General features: G+C 51.8%; 13 protein-coding genes and 1 pseudogene. 12 read left to right on the top strand and 2 right to left on the bottom strand.

Annotation, left to right across the window (positions count from 1 at the left end; genetic code table 11):
* The first annotated feature begins 246 nt into the window (after positions 1 to 246).
* The 10 genes from MW898_RS20480 to MW898_RS20435 all read left to right on the top strand — a co-directional run bounded on the left by MW898_RS20480 (position 247) and on the right by MW898_RS20435 (position 9420).
* Positions 247 to 666, top strand: coding sequence for a DUF8106 domain-containing protein (locus MW898_RS20480; RefSeq protein WP_248910169.1), 420 nt, complete (start codon positions 247 to 249; stop codon positions 664 to 666).
* Positions 667 to 738: 72 nt separating this feature from the next.
* Positions 739 to 1014, top strand: a complete 276-nt coding sequence (locus tag MW898_RS20475) for a 4a-hydroxytetrahydrobiopterin dehydratase (protein ID WP_248910168.1) — start codon at positions 739 to 741, stop codon at positions 1012 to 1014.
* A gap of 3 nt (positions 1015 to 1017) precedes the next feature.
* Positions 1018 to 1443 (top strand): LWR-salt protein, encoded by a 426-nt coding sequence (gene lwrS / locus MW898_RS20470; protein WP_248910167.1) that lies wholly within the window; start codon positions 1018 to 1020, stop codon positions 1441 to 1443.
* Positions 1444 to 1757: 314 nt separating this feature from the next.
* Positions 1758 to 1982 (top strand): hypothetical protein, encoded by a 225-nt coding sequence (locus tag MW898_RS20465; protein ID WP_248910166.1) that lies wholly within the window; start codon positions 1758 to 1760, stop codon positions 1980 to 1982.
* Between the two features lie 995 nt (positions 1983 to 2977).
* Complete coding sequence (locus tag MW898_RS20460) at positions 2978 to 4537, top strand: NADH-ubiquinone oxidoreductase-F iron-sulfur binding region domain-containing protein (RefSeq protein ID WP_373689889.1); 1560 nt, start codon at positions 2978 to 2980, stop codon at positions 4535 to 4537.
* Positions 4534 to 5469 (top strand): 2Fe-2S iron-sulfur cluster-binding protein, encoded by a 936-nt coding sequence (locus tag MW898_RS20455; protein WP_248910164.1) that lies wholly within the window; start codon positions 4534 to 4536, stop codon positions 5467 to 5469. The genes MW898_RS20460 and MW898_RS20455 overlap by 4 nt, the downstream gene beginning before the upstream one ends.
* Before the next feature lie 2 nt (positions 5470 to 5471).
* Positions 5472 to 7829: a formate dehydrogenase subunit alpha gene (gene fdhF / locus MW898_RS20450; protein ID WP_248910163.1), complete on the top strand. Its 2358-nt coding sequence runs from the start codon at positions 5472 to 5474 to the stop codon at positions 7827 to 7829.
* 78 nt (positions 7830 to 7907) lie between these two features.
* A complete protein-coding gene (locus MW898_RS20445; protein WP_248910162.1) occupies positions 7908 to 8243 on the top strand; it encodes a hypothetical protein in 336 nt (111 codons plus the stop codon).
* 165 nt (positions 8244 to 8408) lie between these two features.
* Positions 8409 to 8687 (top strand): hypothetical protein, encoded by a 279-nt coding sequence (locus tag MW898_RS20440; RefSeq protein WP_248910161.1) that lies wholly within the window; start codon positions 8409 to 8411, stop codon positions 8685 to 8687.
* Positions 8688 to 8835: 148 nt separating this feature from the next.
* Entirely contained in the window at positions 8836 to 9420 is a 585-nt protein-coding gene (locus MW898_RS20435; RefSeq protein WP_248910160.1) for a hypothetical protein, read from the top strand.
* A gap of 1005 nt (positions 9421 to 10425) precedes the next feature.
* Here MW898_RS20435 and MW898_RS20430 read toward each other — a convergent pair.
* Together MW898_RS20430 and MW898_RS20425 are read right to left on the bottom strand one after the other, a co-directional pair.
* A complete protein-coding gene (locus MW898_RS20430) occupies positions 10426 to 11499 on the bottom strand; it encodes a M23 family metallopeptidase (RefSeq protein WP_248910159.1) in 1074 nt (357 codons plus the stop codon).
* Positions 11500 to 11577: 78 nt separating this feature from the next.
* A complete protein-coding gene (locus MW898_RS20425; RefSeq protein ID WP_248910158.1) occupies positions 11578 to 12453 on the bottom strand; it encodes an ArsR/SmtB family transcription factor in 876 nt (291 codons plus the stop codon).
* A gap of 328 nt (positions 12454 to 12781) precedes the next feature.
* On the opposite strand from MW898_RS20425, the pseudogene MW898_RS20420 reads away from it, so the two are divergent.
* Both MW898_RS20420 and MW898_RS20415 read left to right on the top strand, forming a co-directional pair.
* A pseudogene (locus MW898_RS20420) lies at positions 12782 to 13225 on the top strand (phospholipase D-like domain-containing protein).
* Positions 13185 to 13373, top strand: coding sequence for a hypothetical protein (locus MW898_RS20415; RefSeq protein ID WP_248910157.1), 189 nt, complete (start codon positions 13185 to 13187; stop codon positions 13371 to 13373). The pseudogene MW898_RS20420 and the gene MW898_RS20415 overlap by 41 nt, the downstream one beginning before the upstream one ends.
* The last annotated feature ends 142 nt before the right edge of the window (positions 13374 to 13515 follow it).

Raw genomic sequence — 13515 nt, 5'->3', positions numbered from 1 at the left:
CACAGCAAATCTTGTCGAATCAGACACTCATAGCTGGTTGAGAGACTATTCAATAACCTTCAGCAGCCTGTATTCGATAACGTTAATCGGTAAGATCACTGTGGATTGTTTGTACCGCTGGCAACAATTCGTCAGTCTTCGGTGTGCTCTTCGTCACAGATGAACCGGCATATCACAGTGTCTATGTAATCAAAGAAGAGTCTACAGCCAACACGCCCTTACCGCTCCTGACCGTAGGTACGAATGATGCCTCAAACAGAGAGTCCTCGCCTCTCCAATCCCGACACTCGACAGCCTCAAGAGCCACCGTGTCGAAAGAGTGTTCTCTTCTGTCCCAACTGTAACCACGAGAGTTCGATCGATGGTGATTGGATCGTGCAAGCAACGGAGAACCAGCAACAGCTCCGTTGTCCCAATTGCGACAACCCACTACCAGCCCGTCCATCATTTTCGGAAACCGATGAAAGCAATCAAAACAGACGATATCAATCATCGGAGCTGATGATCACCATCTTTTCAGTATGCATGAAAGCGTCCGTTGCGGCCGTGCGCATCCAAGTAACGATGGAACGACAGCAGATAGAATCATTCTCCGAAGTCGTCGACAAATGTAACGAGCGATTAGAATACGGTGAGAACGAGAACGCAGCGGCGTACATCGATTAGTCTTGGTGGCAACTGGCGCATACCTACTCAGTTCACCCAACCGTTATCCATTTCCCATCCGTTCATACAGTTATGGCAGATCTACTGACCGACGAAGAGATTGAGGGCTCGCTCCCAGAGCAGTGGGAGCACGATGACGACGAGATCGTTCGAATCTACGAATTCGACGGTTATCTCGATGGGGTCGGCTTTGCGGCGGGGGTCGGTGGTATCGCACAAGATGCGTTTCACCATCCCGAGATCACGATACGTTACCAAGAAGTTGAGATCAGACTGACGAGCCATGAAGCTGGTGGGATTACGGAGATGGATATCTCGCTTGCAGAACGGTTTGACGATGTCGTATAAGCCATGTCAGGAACCGGAGGACAGAACGAGAATGAGGACCTGTCCGCAACGTACCGCTTCAAAGTTCGTTTCCGTCTTGAGCCACAAACTGACGTTCAACTTGATCCACAGTCGTTTGAGACGTTACTGTCTAAGCCTGCCAGCCCGCCCGGAGAAAAGGATTGGTTATTTTTCAGAGATAATCTCTGGCGCGGGGAGGTAAACGACGAACCTCACATGCGCAGCCGAATGGAAACCACTCTCGGTGTTCCTATCGAGAAGATTAGGTTCCGCGAACTGCGGACAACGTCTTCATATCTCGACACCCTGAAGGAAGCGATCACCGAAGAACTCGACACCCCGCCGACAGTGTTCGGAAACGCGACTAACGCTGATAACGTTCTGAAAAAATATCTTGGAAGCTCAATACACGTCTGTTCTCCAAACTAACTGAAAGTGGAATGCGTTAACACGCTGGCAAAAACCGCCACCGTACGTGGCCAATGGATTTTGGTGGCTATCAGAGAGCGTTGTTGGTTGCACGATCTGTTCATGTTGGAAAGCTATAACTGAGAGCCGAGATACCCGCCGAAGCTAGCGAACTGCAGCCAACACTAGGACACCTGCTATTGAAAGGTGAAACCATTGGCTGCTATGGGATGCAAAGCGGTTTATCCAGACATTGCTCGATGATTCTATATATTCATCTGTTACTTGAAATCGAAGGATCATTCTTATGGAGGCATTCCGTATCACCAGATGGTATGTCGGGGAACTCAGATCAGCCCAGTGAACGAACAGACGATGAAACAGCCACGACAAGAGAGGAGATCCGCACGATAGCGTTTCGTTTACGCGAGATACAGCGACTTTTGAGTATCCGTGTCACACAGGAGAACCGACGGCTTGCGGCCAACGAGTTAGAACCCGTTGCCAAAGAGAATTTCCCGAAACAGACCGATCAACGAAGCAACAAGACTGACGAGTGAGTTCGTTTCGCTCTCTACACTACAGACGGTCTAAAACGTCAAATCCTTTCTTCCGATCAACGCGCGTGGTGCGCTACGTTTTGCATCATTGTGCAGTAAACGCTTGTACTTCAGTGATGCACGGTTCATTGGAACCCGATCGACGATCTCTCGGGAAAAAGAGATCGATTATGGTGAAATCTCCAATATCATTTGATTCGAATGTAATATCTCGTTTGCCAGTATCATCGTGTGCGCCTACCCGATCATTCTTCTCAAGGGGTAGTTCCCATTACACTAGTACTGCTGTAAAATACAAGGTAAAGTACTAAGTCAAATCGTGACCATCCGGATCCATCGCTTAGTTACTGATTTGGCGAATATCGTTCAGTAGAGGATTAACAGGAGGTTTGTCGATGCTGAAGAAGAGAGCGAATTGATGAGAACGTCCATGCGACCGATTGGTCGAGCTGACTCAATCATCACACAACAAGACCACTATGATGAAGTCTGCTCTGACTAGTGGACGTGAATGTCGGATTTCGTGTGGCGGACACGTAGAATACAACTGTCAAAACCTATTGTAAGGCGCTAAGTAGATACATAAACCACATCATCAACGAAGCACCCTAAATTTAGAAATCACCGAATAAGGGGCTGACAACGGTCTACGTAGCATGACGCCGTAGTATGTTGAACCACTGGTTTGAATCCCAGCCGACTAATATGATCAGCCATCACTTTAGGACGCATAAAGATATCCACGGGTTGTTTTTCTGGACTGTCGTATTTTCTTGTTCGTTTAATCTTCCAAACCAGCCAATCCGCTTAACAAGTAGCTTGTATCGACATTCAGAGTTGCTTATCGTAGCATCTCACTTGATTGATGCAACACCTAGTTACAGGATATGATACCAGAGTCTTCTGACGTAGTGATAATCATTTCACTCTGTTCTCACTTATGCGGGATGCAAATACAAACCATGATATCTTCTGTCTCGACTCAAATCGCTTGAATGATGGCTGATGATAGGATTGCTGGCGAACCCACAGCTGTTCGTGTTTCTACCGGTAGTGAAAACCACCAACAGGGACAGGAACTGCTAAGTGTAATACACGAGTACAACACGTCGGTTGAAGTAGCAGAAGTTGGGTCGACCGGCTGCGTCGGTCTGGAGCCTCTCGTCTTAGCGACGGTCGAGGGGAAGACTGCATTTTTCTCTCATCCGACAGCCGACCACGTAAAAACGATCGTCAGGGACCTCGACGACGGGTCGTTGCCAACCGACGACGCTGTAGCGGTCGTCGAACACGATTCTGACACAGGGACCTTACCAACTCCGGAAGAAGGACCGCTCGGAGTGGGCTCGCGACGCGCACTCGGGAGTTGTGGTTGGTCAGTACCAGCGAGCATCGAGGATTATTCAGTTTCACGAGATACCGGTCTCCTCACAGAACGTGCTATCGACGATCCCGAAAGCATTCACGAACAAGTGACGAGCTCCGATCTCCGTGGACGCGGACGCGGTGACGCTAGTAGCGATACATCGGTCGCAGAAGAGTGGAAAACAGTGCACGAGACGACGGGTGATCCTATCGTAGTCGTAAACGGCAACGAGTCAGACGATCACGCAGACGGTGATCGATTACTCCTCGAAAGTGCACCACTCGAAGTTCTTGATGCAGCGCTTGCGACAGCAACCGTGCTTGATGCGAGCGATGTCGTCGTCTATACAAACGAAACCTGGACGATTGCCTGTGAGCGCGTACAGAACGCAGCTACTGCCCTCGTCGATGCTGTTGCTACTGAGATCTCGATACGAGTTGTCACTGGCCCAGACGAGTACAAAGCGGGCGAGCCGACAATGGCCCTTGAAGCAATCGAGGGCAACCATCGACTCGAAGCCCGCCGACAGCCCCCTGGACCGAGCGAACACGGCGTCAATGGCCGGCCGACGCTACTCCACACGCCCCGGACGTTTGCACAGCTCAACCAGATCGTGAGCGCGGATTTCGGCGGCGCATCGTCTGATCCCGGAACGAGGCTGTTCACTGTCGTGGGCGATGGTAGCGCCCCATCGACTGTCGAACTATTGACTGACACGACGCTTGATGCGGTGTTGCCAGCTGTCGAGACCGAGAATGGATGGACTGCTGCGTGTGTTGGTGGTGTCTTTGGGGGAGTAACCCGTTCACTCGATGTGCCCGCAAGCGCACCAGGTCTGGTTGGTGCACGCCTCGGGACGAATGGCGTTGTGGAGCTACTCGGAGATTCAACCTGTATGGTAGCGCTCGCTGGTGAACGCGCGAAGTTTGCAAGAGAGATGAACTGCGGACGGTGTGTGCCCTGCCGCGAGGGCTCAAAGCAGCTCGTGAACCTCTTACGGGATGTGTATGAGGGCGAGTACAAGGGTGGAATGCTCCGCGAACTCGCACGCGTCATGCGCGAGACGAGCCTCTGTGGTTTCGGCCGCGAGGCATCACGACCAGTCACAACTGCGATGGATGAGTTTGAGACCGAGTTCACAGCCCACGCCAAAGGAAACTGTCCGACCGGCATTTGCAACCAATCATGAGTACTGATCCGATCTGGGAACACCCCCATGACAACGAACCGGAGGTACCGCTTACCGAGGATATCGCGCCGGGAACGGCAAACGATCCCGATGCAGGCTCAACGGAGGAGGCGACGATAACAATCGACGGTCACCGAGTCGAAACTGAGACCGGTTCGACACTGCTTGATGCGTGCGAGGCAGTCGAGACCGATGGTGACGTGCTTGCGCTCTGTTCGTACGATGAACACGAAAAAATCGGTCCGAGGAGCGAGTGTCGAACCTGCATGGTCGAGACCGAAGAGCACGGCGTTATCCCATCGTGTAGCTTTCCCGCGCGCGATGGAATGACCGTCCGTACCGATACCGAGGCTGCGAGCGAGGCACGGGACGTCAATCTCGATCTCCTACTCTCGAATCACAATCTGTTGTGTACGACGTGTGGGAAGAATGGACGGTGTGAACTGCAGGACGTCTCGATCGAGAACAGCGTGGTCGAGCCGCGTTACGGAGTAATGCACGACCGTGATGAATTAGAGCCGATCGATGATTCGTCGCCGTTTATTCAGATCGATCACAACAAATGCATCCTCTGCAACCGGTGTGTCGAGGCGTGCAACGACGTACAGGTCGAGGGTGTACTCAGAATGGAGGGCTCGGGTGAAGACACCCACATCGGTTTCCAGAACGGTATGAAGACGATGATGGAATCGACCTGTGTCTCGTGTGGACACTGTGCAACTGTCTGCCCGACCGGGGCACTGCTCGAACAGGGGCTTGTGGATGCAACAACGCTTCCAGTGCCTGGCTTTACGCACAAGAACTCCGCTGAAGGCATCGTTGGCGAGGAGTACGAACATCAGCCGACTCAGATGACGCCGATGAAGAGCGACCTCGACACCCAGAACGAACCGCTGGCGAGCGAATGGCCCGCTACCGAGGGAGACGACTGACCATGAGCAACAACGAGCGACCAGATACCGAAAAGGAGGGCGTCGCGGGCTTCATGGCTCGTGCAAAGGAGATGGCCAGTGAACAGACGAAAGAGACCGCAAACAAACGGGTAGTGCGGCCGTTCGAGCACAAAGTTTCAGGGTTTATGGGAAACGCCATCTCGGAAGGGAGACTGTTCTCTATTGCGGACGCAGTCGGTGACTACCAGCTCAACAAGATCGATGTCACGGACACAACTTGTGAGTACTGTGCCGTCGGCTGCCGATTCGATGTTCTTACGAAGGACGGTAAGGTACTGGGGACGCGTCCCAATCACGAAAAGTCCCCTATCAATGGTATTTCGACGTGTGTGAAAGGGAAATTCGCACATTCATACGTCAACAGTGATGACCGACTGACACAACCACTCGTCAAAGAAGCTGATGAGTTCCGTGAGGCGACGTGGGATGAAGCACTCGACCGTGTCGTAGAGGGACTTGACAGTATTAGAGAAGAGCACGGAGCAGATGCGCTCGGACTGGTAGCGTCGTCGAAGGCGACCAACGAGGACAACTACGTTATGCAGCGGTTTGCTCGTGAAGTGATCGGAACGAACAACATCGACAACTGCAACCGCCTGTGTCACGCAGCGACGGTCTCTGGCCTCTCTAGTACCGTCGGATTCGGTGCCGCCTCGATCGGTGTAGAAGCGCTTGAGGAAACCGATTGCTACCTCATCACCGGCTCGAACACCACAGAAGCCCATCCGGTCATCGCTACGAAAATCAAACAGAACGTTAAGGACAACGACGCAGAACTCCTCGTGTTCGACCCACGGAAGATTCAGATGGCTGAGTACGCGGATCAGTTCTCTCGTGTCGAGCCAGGGTACGATAACACATGGATCAACGGGTTGATCCGGTACATTATCGACAACGATCTTCACGACGAGGAGTTCATCGAGGAGCGCACTACCGGATTCGAACAAGTGGCAGAAACCGTCGAGAAATTCACTCCTGAGTTCGTTGAGGAGAAAGCGGGCATCCCTCCAGAGGAACTGAAGCACGCAGCTGAAACCATCGCTAACGCCGATTCGTGCGTGTTCTGCTGGACCCTTGGTCTAGTCGAACACTCTCATGGGACCGAGAATATATACGCAATAGCGAATCTCGCGTTGATCACAGGCCACATCGGTGAACCCAAATCTGGCGTCTCCCCATTCCGAGGTCAGAACAACGTGCAGGGCGGCGGCGGTGACATGGGACCGCTTCCCAACAATTTCCCCGGTTATCAGCCAGTCACTGACCCAGAGAATCGGAAAAAATTCGCCGATGCTTACGATATGGACAGAGGGGAAATGCCTGACAAAGAAGGTTTCAGAATTACTGATATGTTCCTTGCTGCCGAGCAGGGAGACATCAAGGGAATGTTCATTCAGGGTGAGAACAGCCTGATTTCGGAACCAAACATCGGACACGCACGGGAAGTGCTCGATGAACTCGACTTCCTCGCGGTGCAGGACATATTCCTGACCGACACCGCCGAGTTTGCCGACGTAGTGTTACCAGCAACGTCCTCATTGGAGTCGAACGGGACGTATACATCTTCAACACGTCACGTTCAACTGGTCAAACGCGCTATCGACCCGATTGGTAACACAAAACCCGACTGGAAGATCACCCAAGAACTCGCAAAGCGGTTTGGCTACGACTGGAACTTCTCGCATCCGAGCGAAATAATGGAAGAGATCAACGACCTCACCCCGATTTACGGCGGCGTTACGCACGAACGCCTCGAGGCTCTTGGTGATGGTGGCGGACTCCAGTGGCCAGTCTGGGACGAAGATCATCCGGGGACACCCTACCTCTACGAGGAGCAGTTTCAGACGACGGATGGTCTCGCGCACATGCATCCTGCGGACACGGTCGAACCGTCGGAGACACCAGACGAAGCGTATCCGTTGGTGATGACCTCTGGACGTGTGCTGTACCAGTACCATACCGGAACGATGACATTCCGAGAGGAAGGGGACATGTCGTACAGCAGCAAGAGCTTCGTAGAGATTCACCCGGATACCGCAAAAGAGTATGGCGTCTCGAACGGCGATACACTCGACATCACGTCGCGTCACGGCGAGACGCAGTCAATGGCCGAAATCACGCATCGACCGAGTCCCGGTGAGATTTTTATCCCGATGCATTACCTCGATGGGGGTGCAAACAATCTGACGAAGGAAACACCGCTCGATGGACCGAGTCGATCTCCCGAGTACAAAGTGACTGACGTGCGAATTGCGGTGGCAGAATCGGACGCCGACACACCCGATTCGACCGCTCCAAGTTCAGATTCAGATGAACAGTCCGCGAAGTCGGACGACTAAGCATCGTGACGTGACTGTGCTCACTTGCACTGTGAGTAGTAATAATTATACCATTGCACATCGAAAATAGTGTCCGCTATGGGAGACGTAACTGAAAATGATATCGGAAAGCCCATCTTTACCGCTGAAAACCACAGAATCGGAACACTCAGAGGAATGGACGGTCCCACGCTGTACATCAGTATTGCAGACGACATCGATCCGACTCTCCGTAGCGACATGAATATTGCCGAAAAGACGGGAATCAAAGACGGTGGAGAATATCTTGCAGGAGCGACGCGAGCCTCAGTCGAAGGCGTCACTGATGATAAAATTCGATTCTGGCCAACGTATGCCACCGAAGCCAAACACGAATCTGTGTCCTACGATGAGATCCCAGAGGAGGACAGCCATGGAGACCCCACCGATCTTTGATTCGACACTGAAATCATGCACCCAGAAGAGTTTCGCTACCTATTCCACTACAGCCTAAGCGTGCCGAACCAGAGTGATCACAACCCGTCGTGTAGACGGAGTATCTGATCGGAACACGGAATTCAGGCGGCCAACAACTAAGTGATCTCCCAGAGAACTACGAATATGAGTCGAACGGTAACGCTTAGGCGACTCTTTGGTCCCAATCCGACACCAGTAGGCATTGGAAGCCACGAGCGAACTGTTCACGAGTGCACGGTGTGTGGGACAGAGTTCGCTACATCGGACTCGATCTGTCCACAGTGTGAGAGTCAGATTTTCCGAAACAAGACAAGTACACCGCACGCACTGTTCAATGTGTTATTCGTGGTGGTCATCGCAGGCTTTGCAATCGCTTACAACGTATTGTCGGGAGAGTACCCAAAAGAAGGACCTGCAGCTTGACGCTACCAGAGTCTGTGATTACCTCGAGAGAATCGATAAGGAAAGTGGATGTTCAAGTCAGACCAATCTTCAGTTCAATCGATCCCCGTTGTAGAACTTTTATCTAGCAGCCCAGACGCTTATTCACGTTGCACCCGTTAACCTTCCTATGACCGAGGTTGATGATAATGTGATCGCCGAGATAACGGATCGTGGCCAAAACGTACGCTTCAAGGAGCTGATTGGGCTAATCGAACGGGCACATCCTGATGCACCCGGTATCACACAAGACACCCTCAATGCCTATGCCCACGAACTTGGCGACGCTCCGAGCGTCCCATTCGCTCCCGAGGAGTTACTTTCCACGGTCGATGACTGGCTCACTGATTCGGAGACATGGATCGGCCAGAAAGCGCTCTACTCGCTCGATGGTCGGATCAGTGTGTATCCTGCACGCTGGCACGACACACTCGGAGGGGTCATCGATATCCCAGCATATATCCAATTCATCGAAGATGACGTCGTGAGCAATGAGACCGACCTTACGAGGGCAGATCCGGGAGATGGCATTGACGAAGAGGATCTTCTTGATCTTGTCGCTACTGTGGGGCGTACTGATAAGGAAGCTGTAAAGTCACGTCTCGAACAACTCCGTGATCAAGGCGTCATTGCCGAAGGCGCTGACCAGCATCCCGACGCTCGTGTCTATTTGAGAGAACGGACCGACCGACGAGATCCAGCACTCGAAGAGTGAACTGCAACGATCCTCAGCTCGTGAACGTCGTAGACATTGGCAATTAATCCTCAAAATACAGTCGTCACTGAACTGACCCCTCCGTAGAGGTCCTTTATTCAATAAACGGTTCCCAAACAGTATCGTCACCCAATCACTCTCGGGGGTGGTAAATCATTTCGAGACAGCAACACCAATACGGTACATTCAATGGAATGTTGATCCAAAATTCCGGGGCTGTGTACAATCTGAGCGTCGATCATCTACTGTGATACATTGATAGCCTGTTCTTCATCCTTCGGCAAAGGTAGATTCGAGAAGATTTGATCCAGCAGCAGCAGAAATAACCACTCGTCTTGTTCTGAGAGAAAATAGTAGAACGAAAATGCTTGTAATCAACACAGATTCAGATGATATATTTGTTTCCCTATACTCGTAGTTACCTTGCACTATGATTCTTATTCAGAATTCATTCATCAATCTGAGAATTAATGGTGTCGATTCGAGTAGCGAATACTTCCATCAGGGTACAGAGTTCTGTTATTAATCAAATTCACGCCCTAGCGTCTGAACGCTCCCAATTGCAGAGATCCTTACCCTTTTCGCCCATCTGCCATTAACTGGTCTGAAACCCCCAACAATGTAATATAATTCGAAATTACTTATAACGCTTCTTCGAGTGACGAGCAAGTCGTGGACACTCTTGAGGAGGTTGTATATCGATACCCAGTGGAGCTCTTAGTTGAGAAACGGGTTTGTGGTATTTGATGATATTCGACGTTGATAGCGAACGCAATCCTCGACCGACATGGAGCGACGACCAAAAGCTAAAGCGAACAAGTAATCACTGAACGAGATACCAAAGGATTCGACAGCTGTCCACGTGCCACACTTGATAACTATCGAAATACTGGGCTCAAACAGCGCTAAATCCTGAGATTAGACCGGTTCCTACGCGTGCACATCGCTCTGTGTGTTTCCTCTGCATCATAGCAACAGGAGATTAGTCAGTGTAGAATAATGAAATTACTGACGGCGTGTTTCAATAGATTCGATTGTTCGCTCTGCTTGTTCCATGTTCCCGGAAGCGACCATCTGGCCAGCGTGGACGTAACCAGTCTCCTTGTGCGTCGGTTCCTCATTCGGCAGCTTGATCTCAATATCATCAAACCGGACAGGAAGACCCATTCCGAGGAAGAAGTTCGGACGGTCTTGGATGTGAAAGTGGAGATGTGGTTCGGTCGAGTTACCGGAGTTGCCACACCGTCCGATTCGGTCACCCTGTTCAACCCTCTCGTTTTCAGAGACACTTACGCTTCCCTGTTGGAGATGCGCAAGCATGCTGTACTCGCCGTCTGCGTGCTCAATCACCACGTAGTTTCCGAGGAGGTGACGCTGGAGTGGATCGACTCGGCCGTCTGTTCGATGATAGTCTCGATGGCCATCCCGCGCCGTGACGACTGTTCCGCTCGCTGGTGCAAGAATTGGCTCGCCGAAACAGTAGTGTGCGTCTGGACCAGAGCGCTCACCGTTGTGTGTCTGTCCTGCATCGTCGGTCATCACGAAGTCGTGAGCGTACCGCTGGGTGAGGATTCCCCACGAGTGCGAATGGCGTTGATCCGGACTCCCATTCACAACAGTCCACGTTCCCTCAAACGGGAGGCGATATTCGACCGAACTTTCGTACGTCTCAGGTGTCGGTAGATCCCAACGATATCGGAGAGCCATCGGGATCTGTCCCATCATCTGTAATAGCCCAATCCCCGAGACGATCGGTTGAAACATCATGAGAATCATGGCGATATTCGCCCGGATAATCACCGAGCGGTCATCGTCCGTGTTGATCCAATCGGCAGGGTTCACGCTCTCTTCGGTGGGCCGCACGCTCTCTAAGAAGCCACGCACGAACGGCCAAAAGCCGAAAAGAAAGAACAGCGCGAATCCATTGAGAACCTCTAATCGATCAAAGAGGATCGCAGGGAGCGAGAGCAATCCGAGAAACCAGAGCATGGTTGGACTCGGAAGTTGAGCAGCGATCCGTGCGAATCCTCCATTAGGATCGCTCGGAGAGGATTCGAGTGGATGTGTGATATTTGCCATTGTCTGTAGCAAGGTTCCATCACAGAATAAGCGTTTGGCGAACAGATCTTCTACTTCAAATCCGACAATTAGTCGTTCCTACTTCGTCCTGATGTTGGTTGACGTGACGTGTCCGTTGTCATCAATAGTTGCGATCAAGACCTCATCATCTACACGAACCGAGACATCAAGCCGAAACGGATCGGTGCGATGGTCTATTGGTGCGTCGGCAGCAACGAATTCCAAATCCCACCAGTATTCATCACGGAGAGCGCGATCGTGATCCTGATAGAATGAGACTACAGTAGGGTTGTTCATGAGGCAGGCCCCAATCGGACCGTCAAGCGTGCTCTTGCAGGCCTCACAGTGAGCACGCAGACGATAGGACTGTCCATAGCCGTCATCAGCCGTTGGAAGTACCGCTGTTTCGATCGGAGCGTAGCAATCCGGGCAGATACCCGCTTGAACCAGTTCGATGGTCCACCGGAAATCGAAGGTCGCTGCACGAATGAGTTCTTTAATCGTTACCCCACGTGCGGCATTCGGCGGAAGCGTCCAGTAAAAGAGCGGATGCTTCTTCTCACAGATGACCTCAAGAACTCCATCTTCGAAGCTCCCAACAGCATTCGTACCGCAGTGTCCGCAGGTGCTGTCGATGTCTGTCGGACCGATGCTGACGCGTTGGGTGTAGACGCCAGCGACGATAGCCGTCACCACCTGTGTGCCGGCGTACGTGAGCCGGTATTGGCCATCCTCAGCCTGAGTAACGAAGATATCTCTGAGCTGTTCGAGGTGATACCGAAACCGACCAGAATCTCGGACACCAACGCGTCGTCTGAGATCGGCGAAACCAACTTCAGGGCTCGTAGACGTGTCTGTGTGATCCTGTTCTGCGAGCGCTTCAAGTATTCCAACACGCACCGGATCCCCGAGTGCAGCAAAAGCGTCAGCGGGATCGTTCTCATCAGAGGACATACTGCGCTTTGTTTCCCATCGACTGTCTATTATCCGGTCTCATTCTTCAGTATCACCATGGTCAGGATTGATGAACGGGACCCAGAAGATGTGATCAGACCACAGGCAAGCACTGCCCAGCCACTCAGTACGTGGCTCTGTACGTTAGCTGGTTTTGCGCGAGTAAAATTGTTAACTACGGTATCGAGACCGACGATGTGTTCTCTTACAATCGGAGCCTCGAGAAAGTTTGACCGATCTTCGGACGTCAGACAGACGTCTGGAAAACGAACTCAAACCAGCGCTTTCCGAATCCGGAATTCATATCCGTGAGTACAAGATCTTCCTGATGAGACCTGAACGCGCAGACGCTGGACGAGACGGACGGATCATCGCAATAATAAACGGGCCCGAAGATCCAGATATCGTCGCCAAACTGTATCGGGCGTCTATGGCTGGTGTCGAAATAAATCTGATCGTTCAGGATATCTTTCGACTACGTCGGTGAGTGGAAGATATCAGTTGAAATATTACTGTCCACTCGATCGTCGGCCGGTTCCTCAAACGTTCTCGGATGTTCTACGTTGAGAATGACGGCGATAGCGAATGGTACATCGGCAACGCTGATTGGATGACGCGCAATCTAAACAATCGATCGGAGACTGTCGCACCAGTCGAATCCACTGTGATTCGCGACCAGCTTCGCTTCATCCTTCAAACCATGCTTGCAGACAATCGGCGAAGGTGGGTTAATGAAGCCGGATGGGACGTACGAACAGGTGCGGCCGGCTGATGATGACATCGTTCGAGACACACAATCAATTCTGATGGAGCAGACTCAGAGAGCGCGTACTGATGGTGAAAGCTCTGGGGCGGTCGTAGACGATCAGCCGATCGACGCAGATGTCGAACCGAACGCCAAATCGGAACGCAGTGATTAATCAAAGGAAAACCATCTGGACTGTCAGGGAAAGTATTCCGCTCTCTACTCGTGTCGTTGGTTCTCTTCATGTGCTGACCGTACACGACAACAACCACGAAACATCATCGTCGCGTACAATAGACACCGCTGCGTGGGTTCAA

Source organism: Halocatena marina, assembly GCF_023276375.1.
GTDB classification, from domain to species: domain Archaea; phylum Halobacteriota; class Halobacteria; order Halobacteriales; family Haloarculaceae; genus Halocatena; species Halocatena marina.
Note: the sequence above shows the minus strand (reverse complement) of the source record. Positions and strands in the feature narration are given on the sequence as shown.

Excerpts from the sequence above, each read along its gene's own strand:
- MW898_RS20480 (WP_248910169.1), top strand. The coding sequence starts at position 247 with ATGCCTCAAACAGAGAGTCCTCGCCTCTCCAATCCCGACACTCGACAG.
- MW898_RS20475 (WP_248910168.1), top strand. The coding sequence starts at position 739 with ATGGCAGATCTACTGACCGACGAAGAGATTGAGGGCTCGCTCCCAGAG.
- lwrS (WP_248910167.1), top strand. The coding sequence starts at position 1,018 with ATGTCAGGAACCGGAGGACAGAACGAGAATGAGGACCTGTCCGCAACG.
- MW898_RS20465 (WP_248910166.1), top strand. The coding sequence starts at position 1,758 with ATGTCGGGGAACTCAGATCAGCCCAGTGAACGAACAGACGATGAAACA.
- MW898_RS20460 (WP_373689889.1), top strand. The coding sequence starts at position 2,978 with ATGATGGCTGATGATAGGATTGCTGGCGAACCCACAGCTGTTCGTGTT.
- MW898_RS20455 (WP_248910164.1), top strand. The coding sequence starts at position 4,534 with ATGAGTACTGATCCGATCTGGGAACACCCCCATGACAACGAACCGGAG.
- fdhF (WP_248910163.1), top strand. The coding sequence starts at position 5,472 with ATGAGCAACAACGAGCGACCAGATACCGAAAAGGAGGGCGTCGCGGGC.
- MW898_RS20445 (WP_248910162.1), top strand. The coding sequence starts at position 7,908 with ATGGGAGACGTAACTGAAAATGATATCGGAAAGCCCATCTTTACCGCT.
- MW898_RS20440 (WP_248910161.1), top strand. The coding sequence starts at position 8,409 with ATGAGTCGAACGGTAACGCTTAGGCGACTCTTTGGTCCCAATCCGACA.
- MW898_RS20435 (WP_248910160.1), top strand. The coding sequence starts at position 8,836 with ATGACCGAGGTTGATGATAATGTGATCGCCGAGATAACGGATCGTGGC.
- MW898_RS20430 (WP_248910159.1), bottom strand. The coding sequence starts at position 11,499 with ATGGCAAATATCACACATCCACTCGAATCCTCTCCGAGCGATCCTAAT.
- MW898_RS20425 (WP_248910158.1), bottom strand. The coding sequence starts at position 12,453 with ATGTCCTCTGATGAGAACGATCCCGCTGACGCTTTTGCTGCACTCGGG.
- MW898_RS20415 (WP_248910157.1), top strand. The coding sequence starts at position 13,185 with ATGAAGCCGGATGGGACGTACGAACAGGTGCGGCCGGCTGATGATGAC.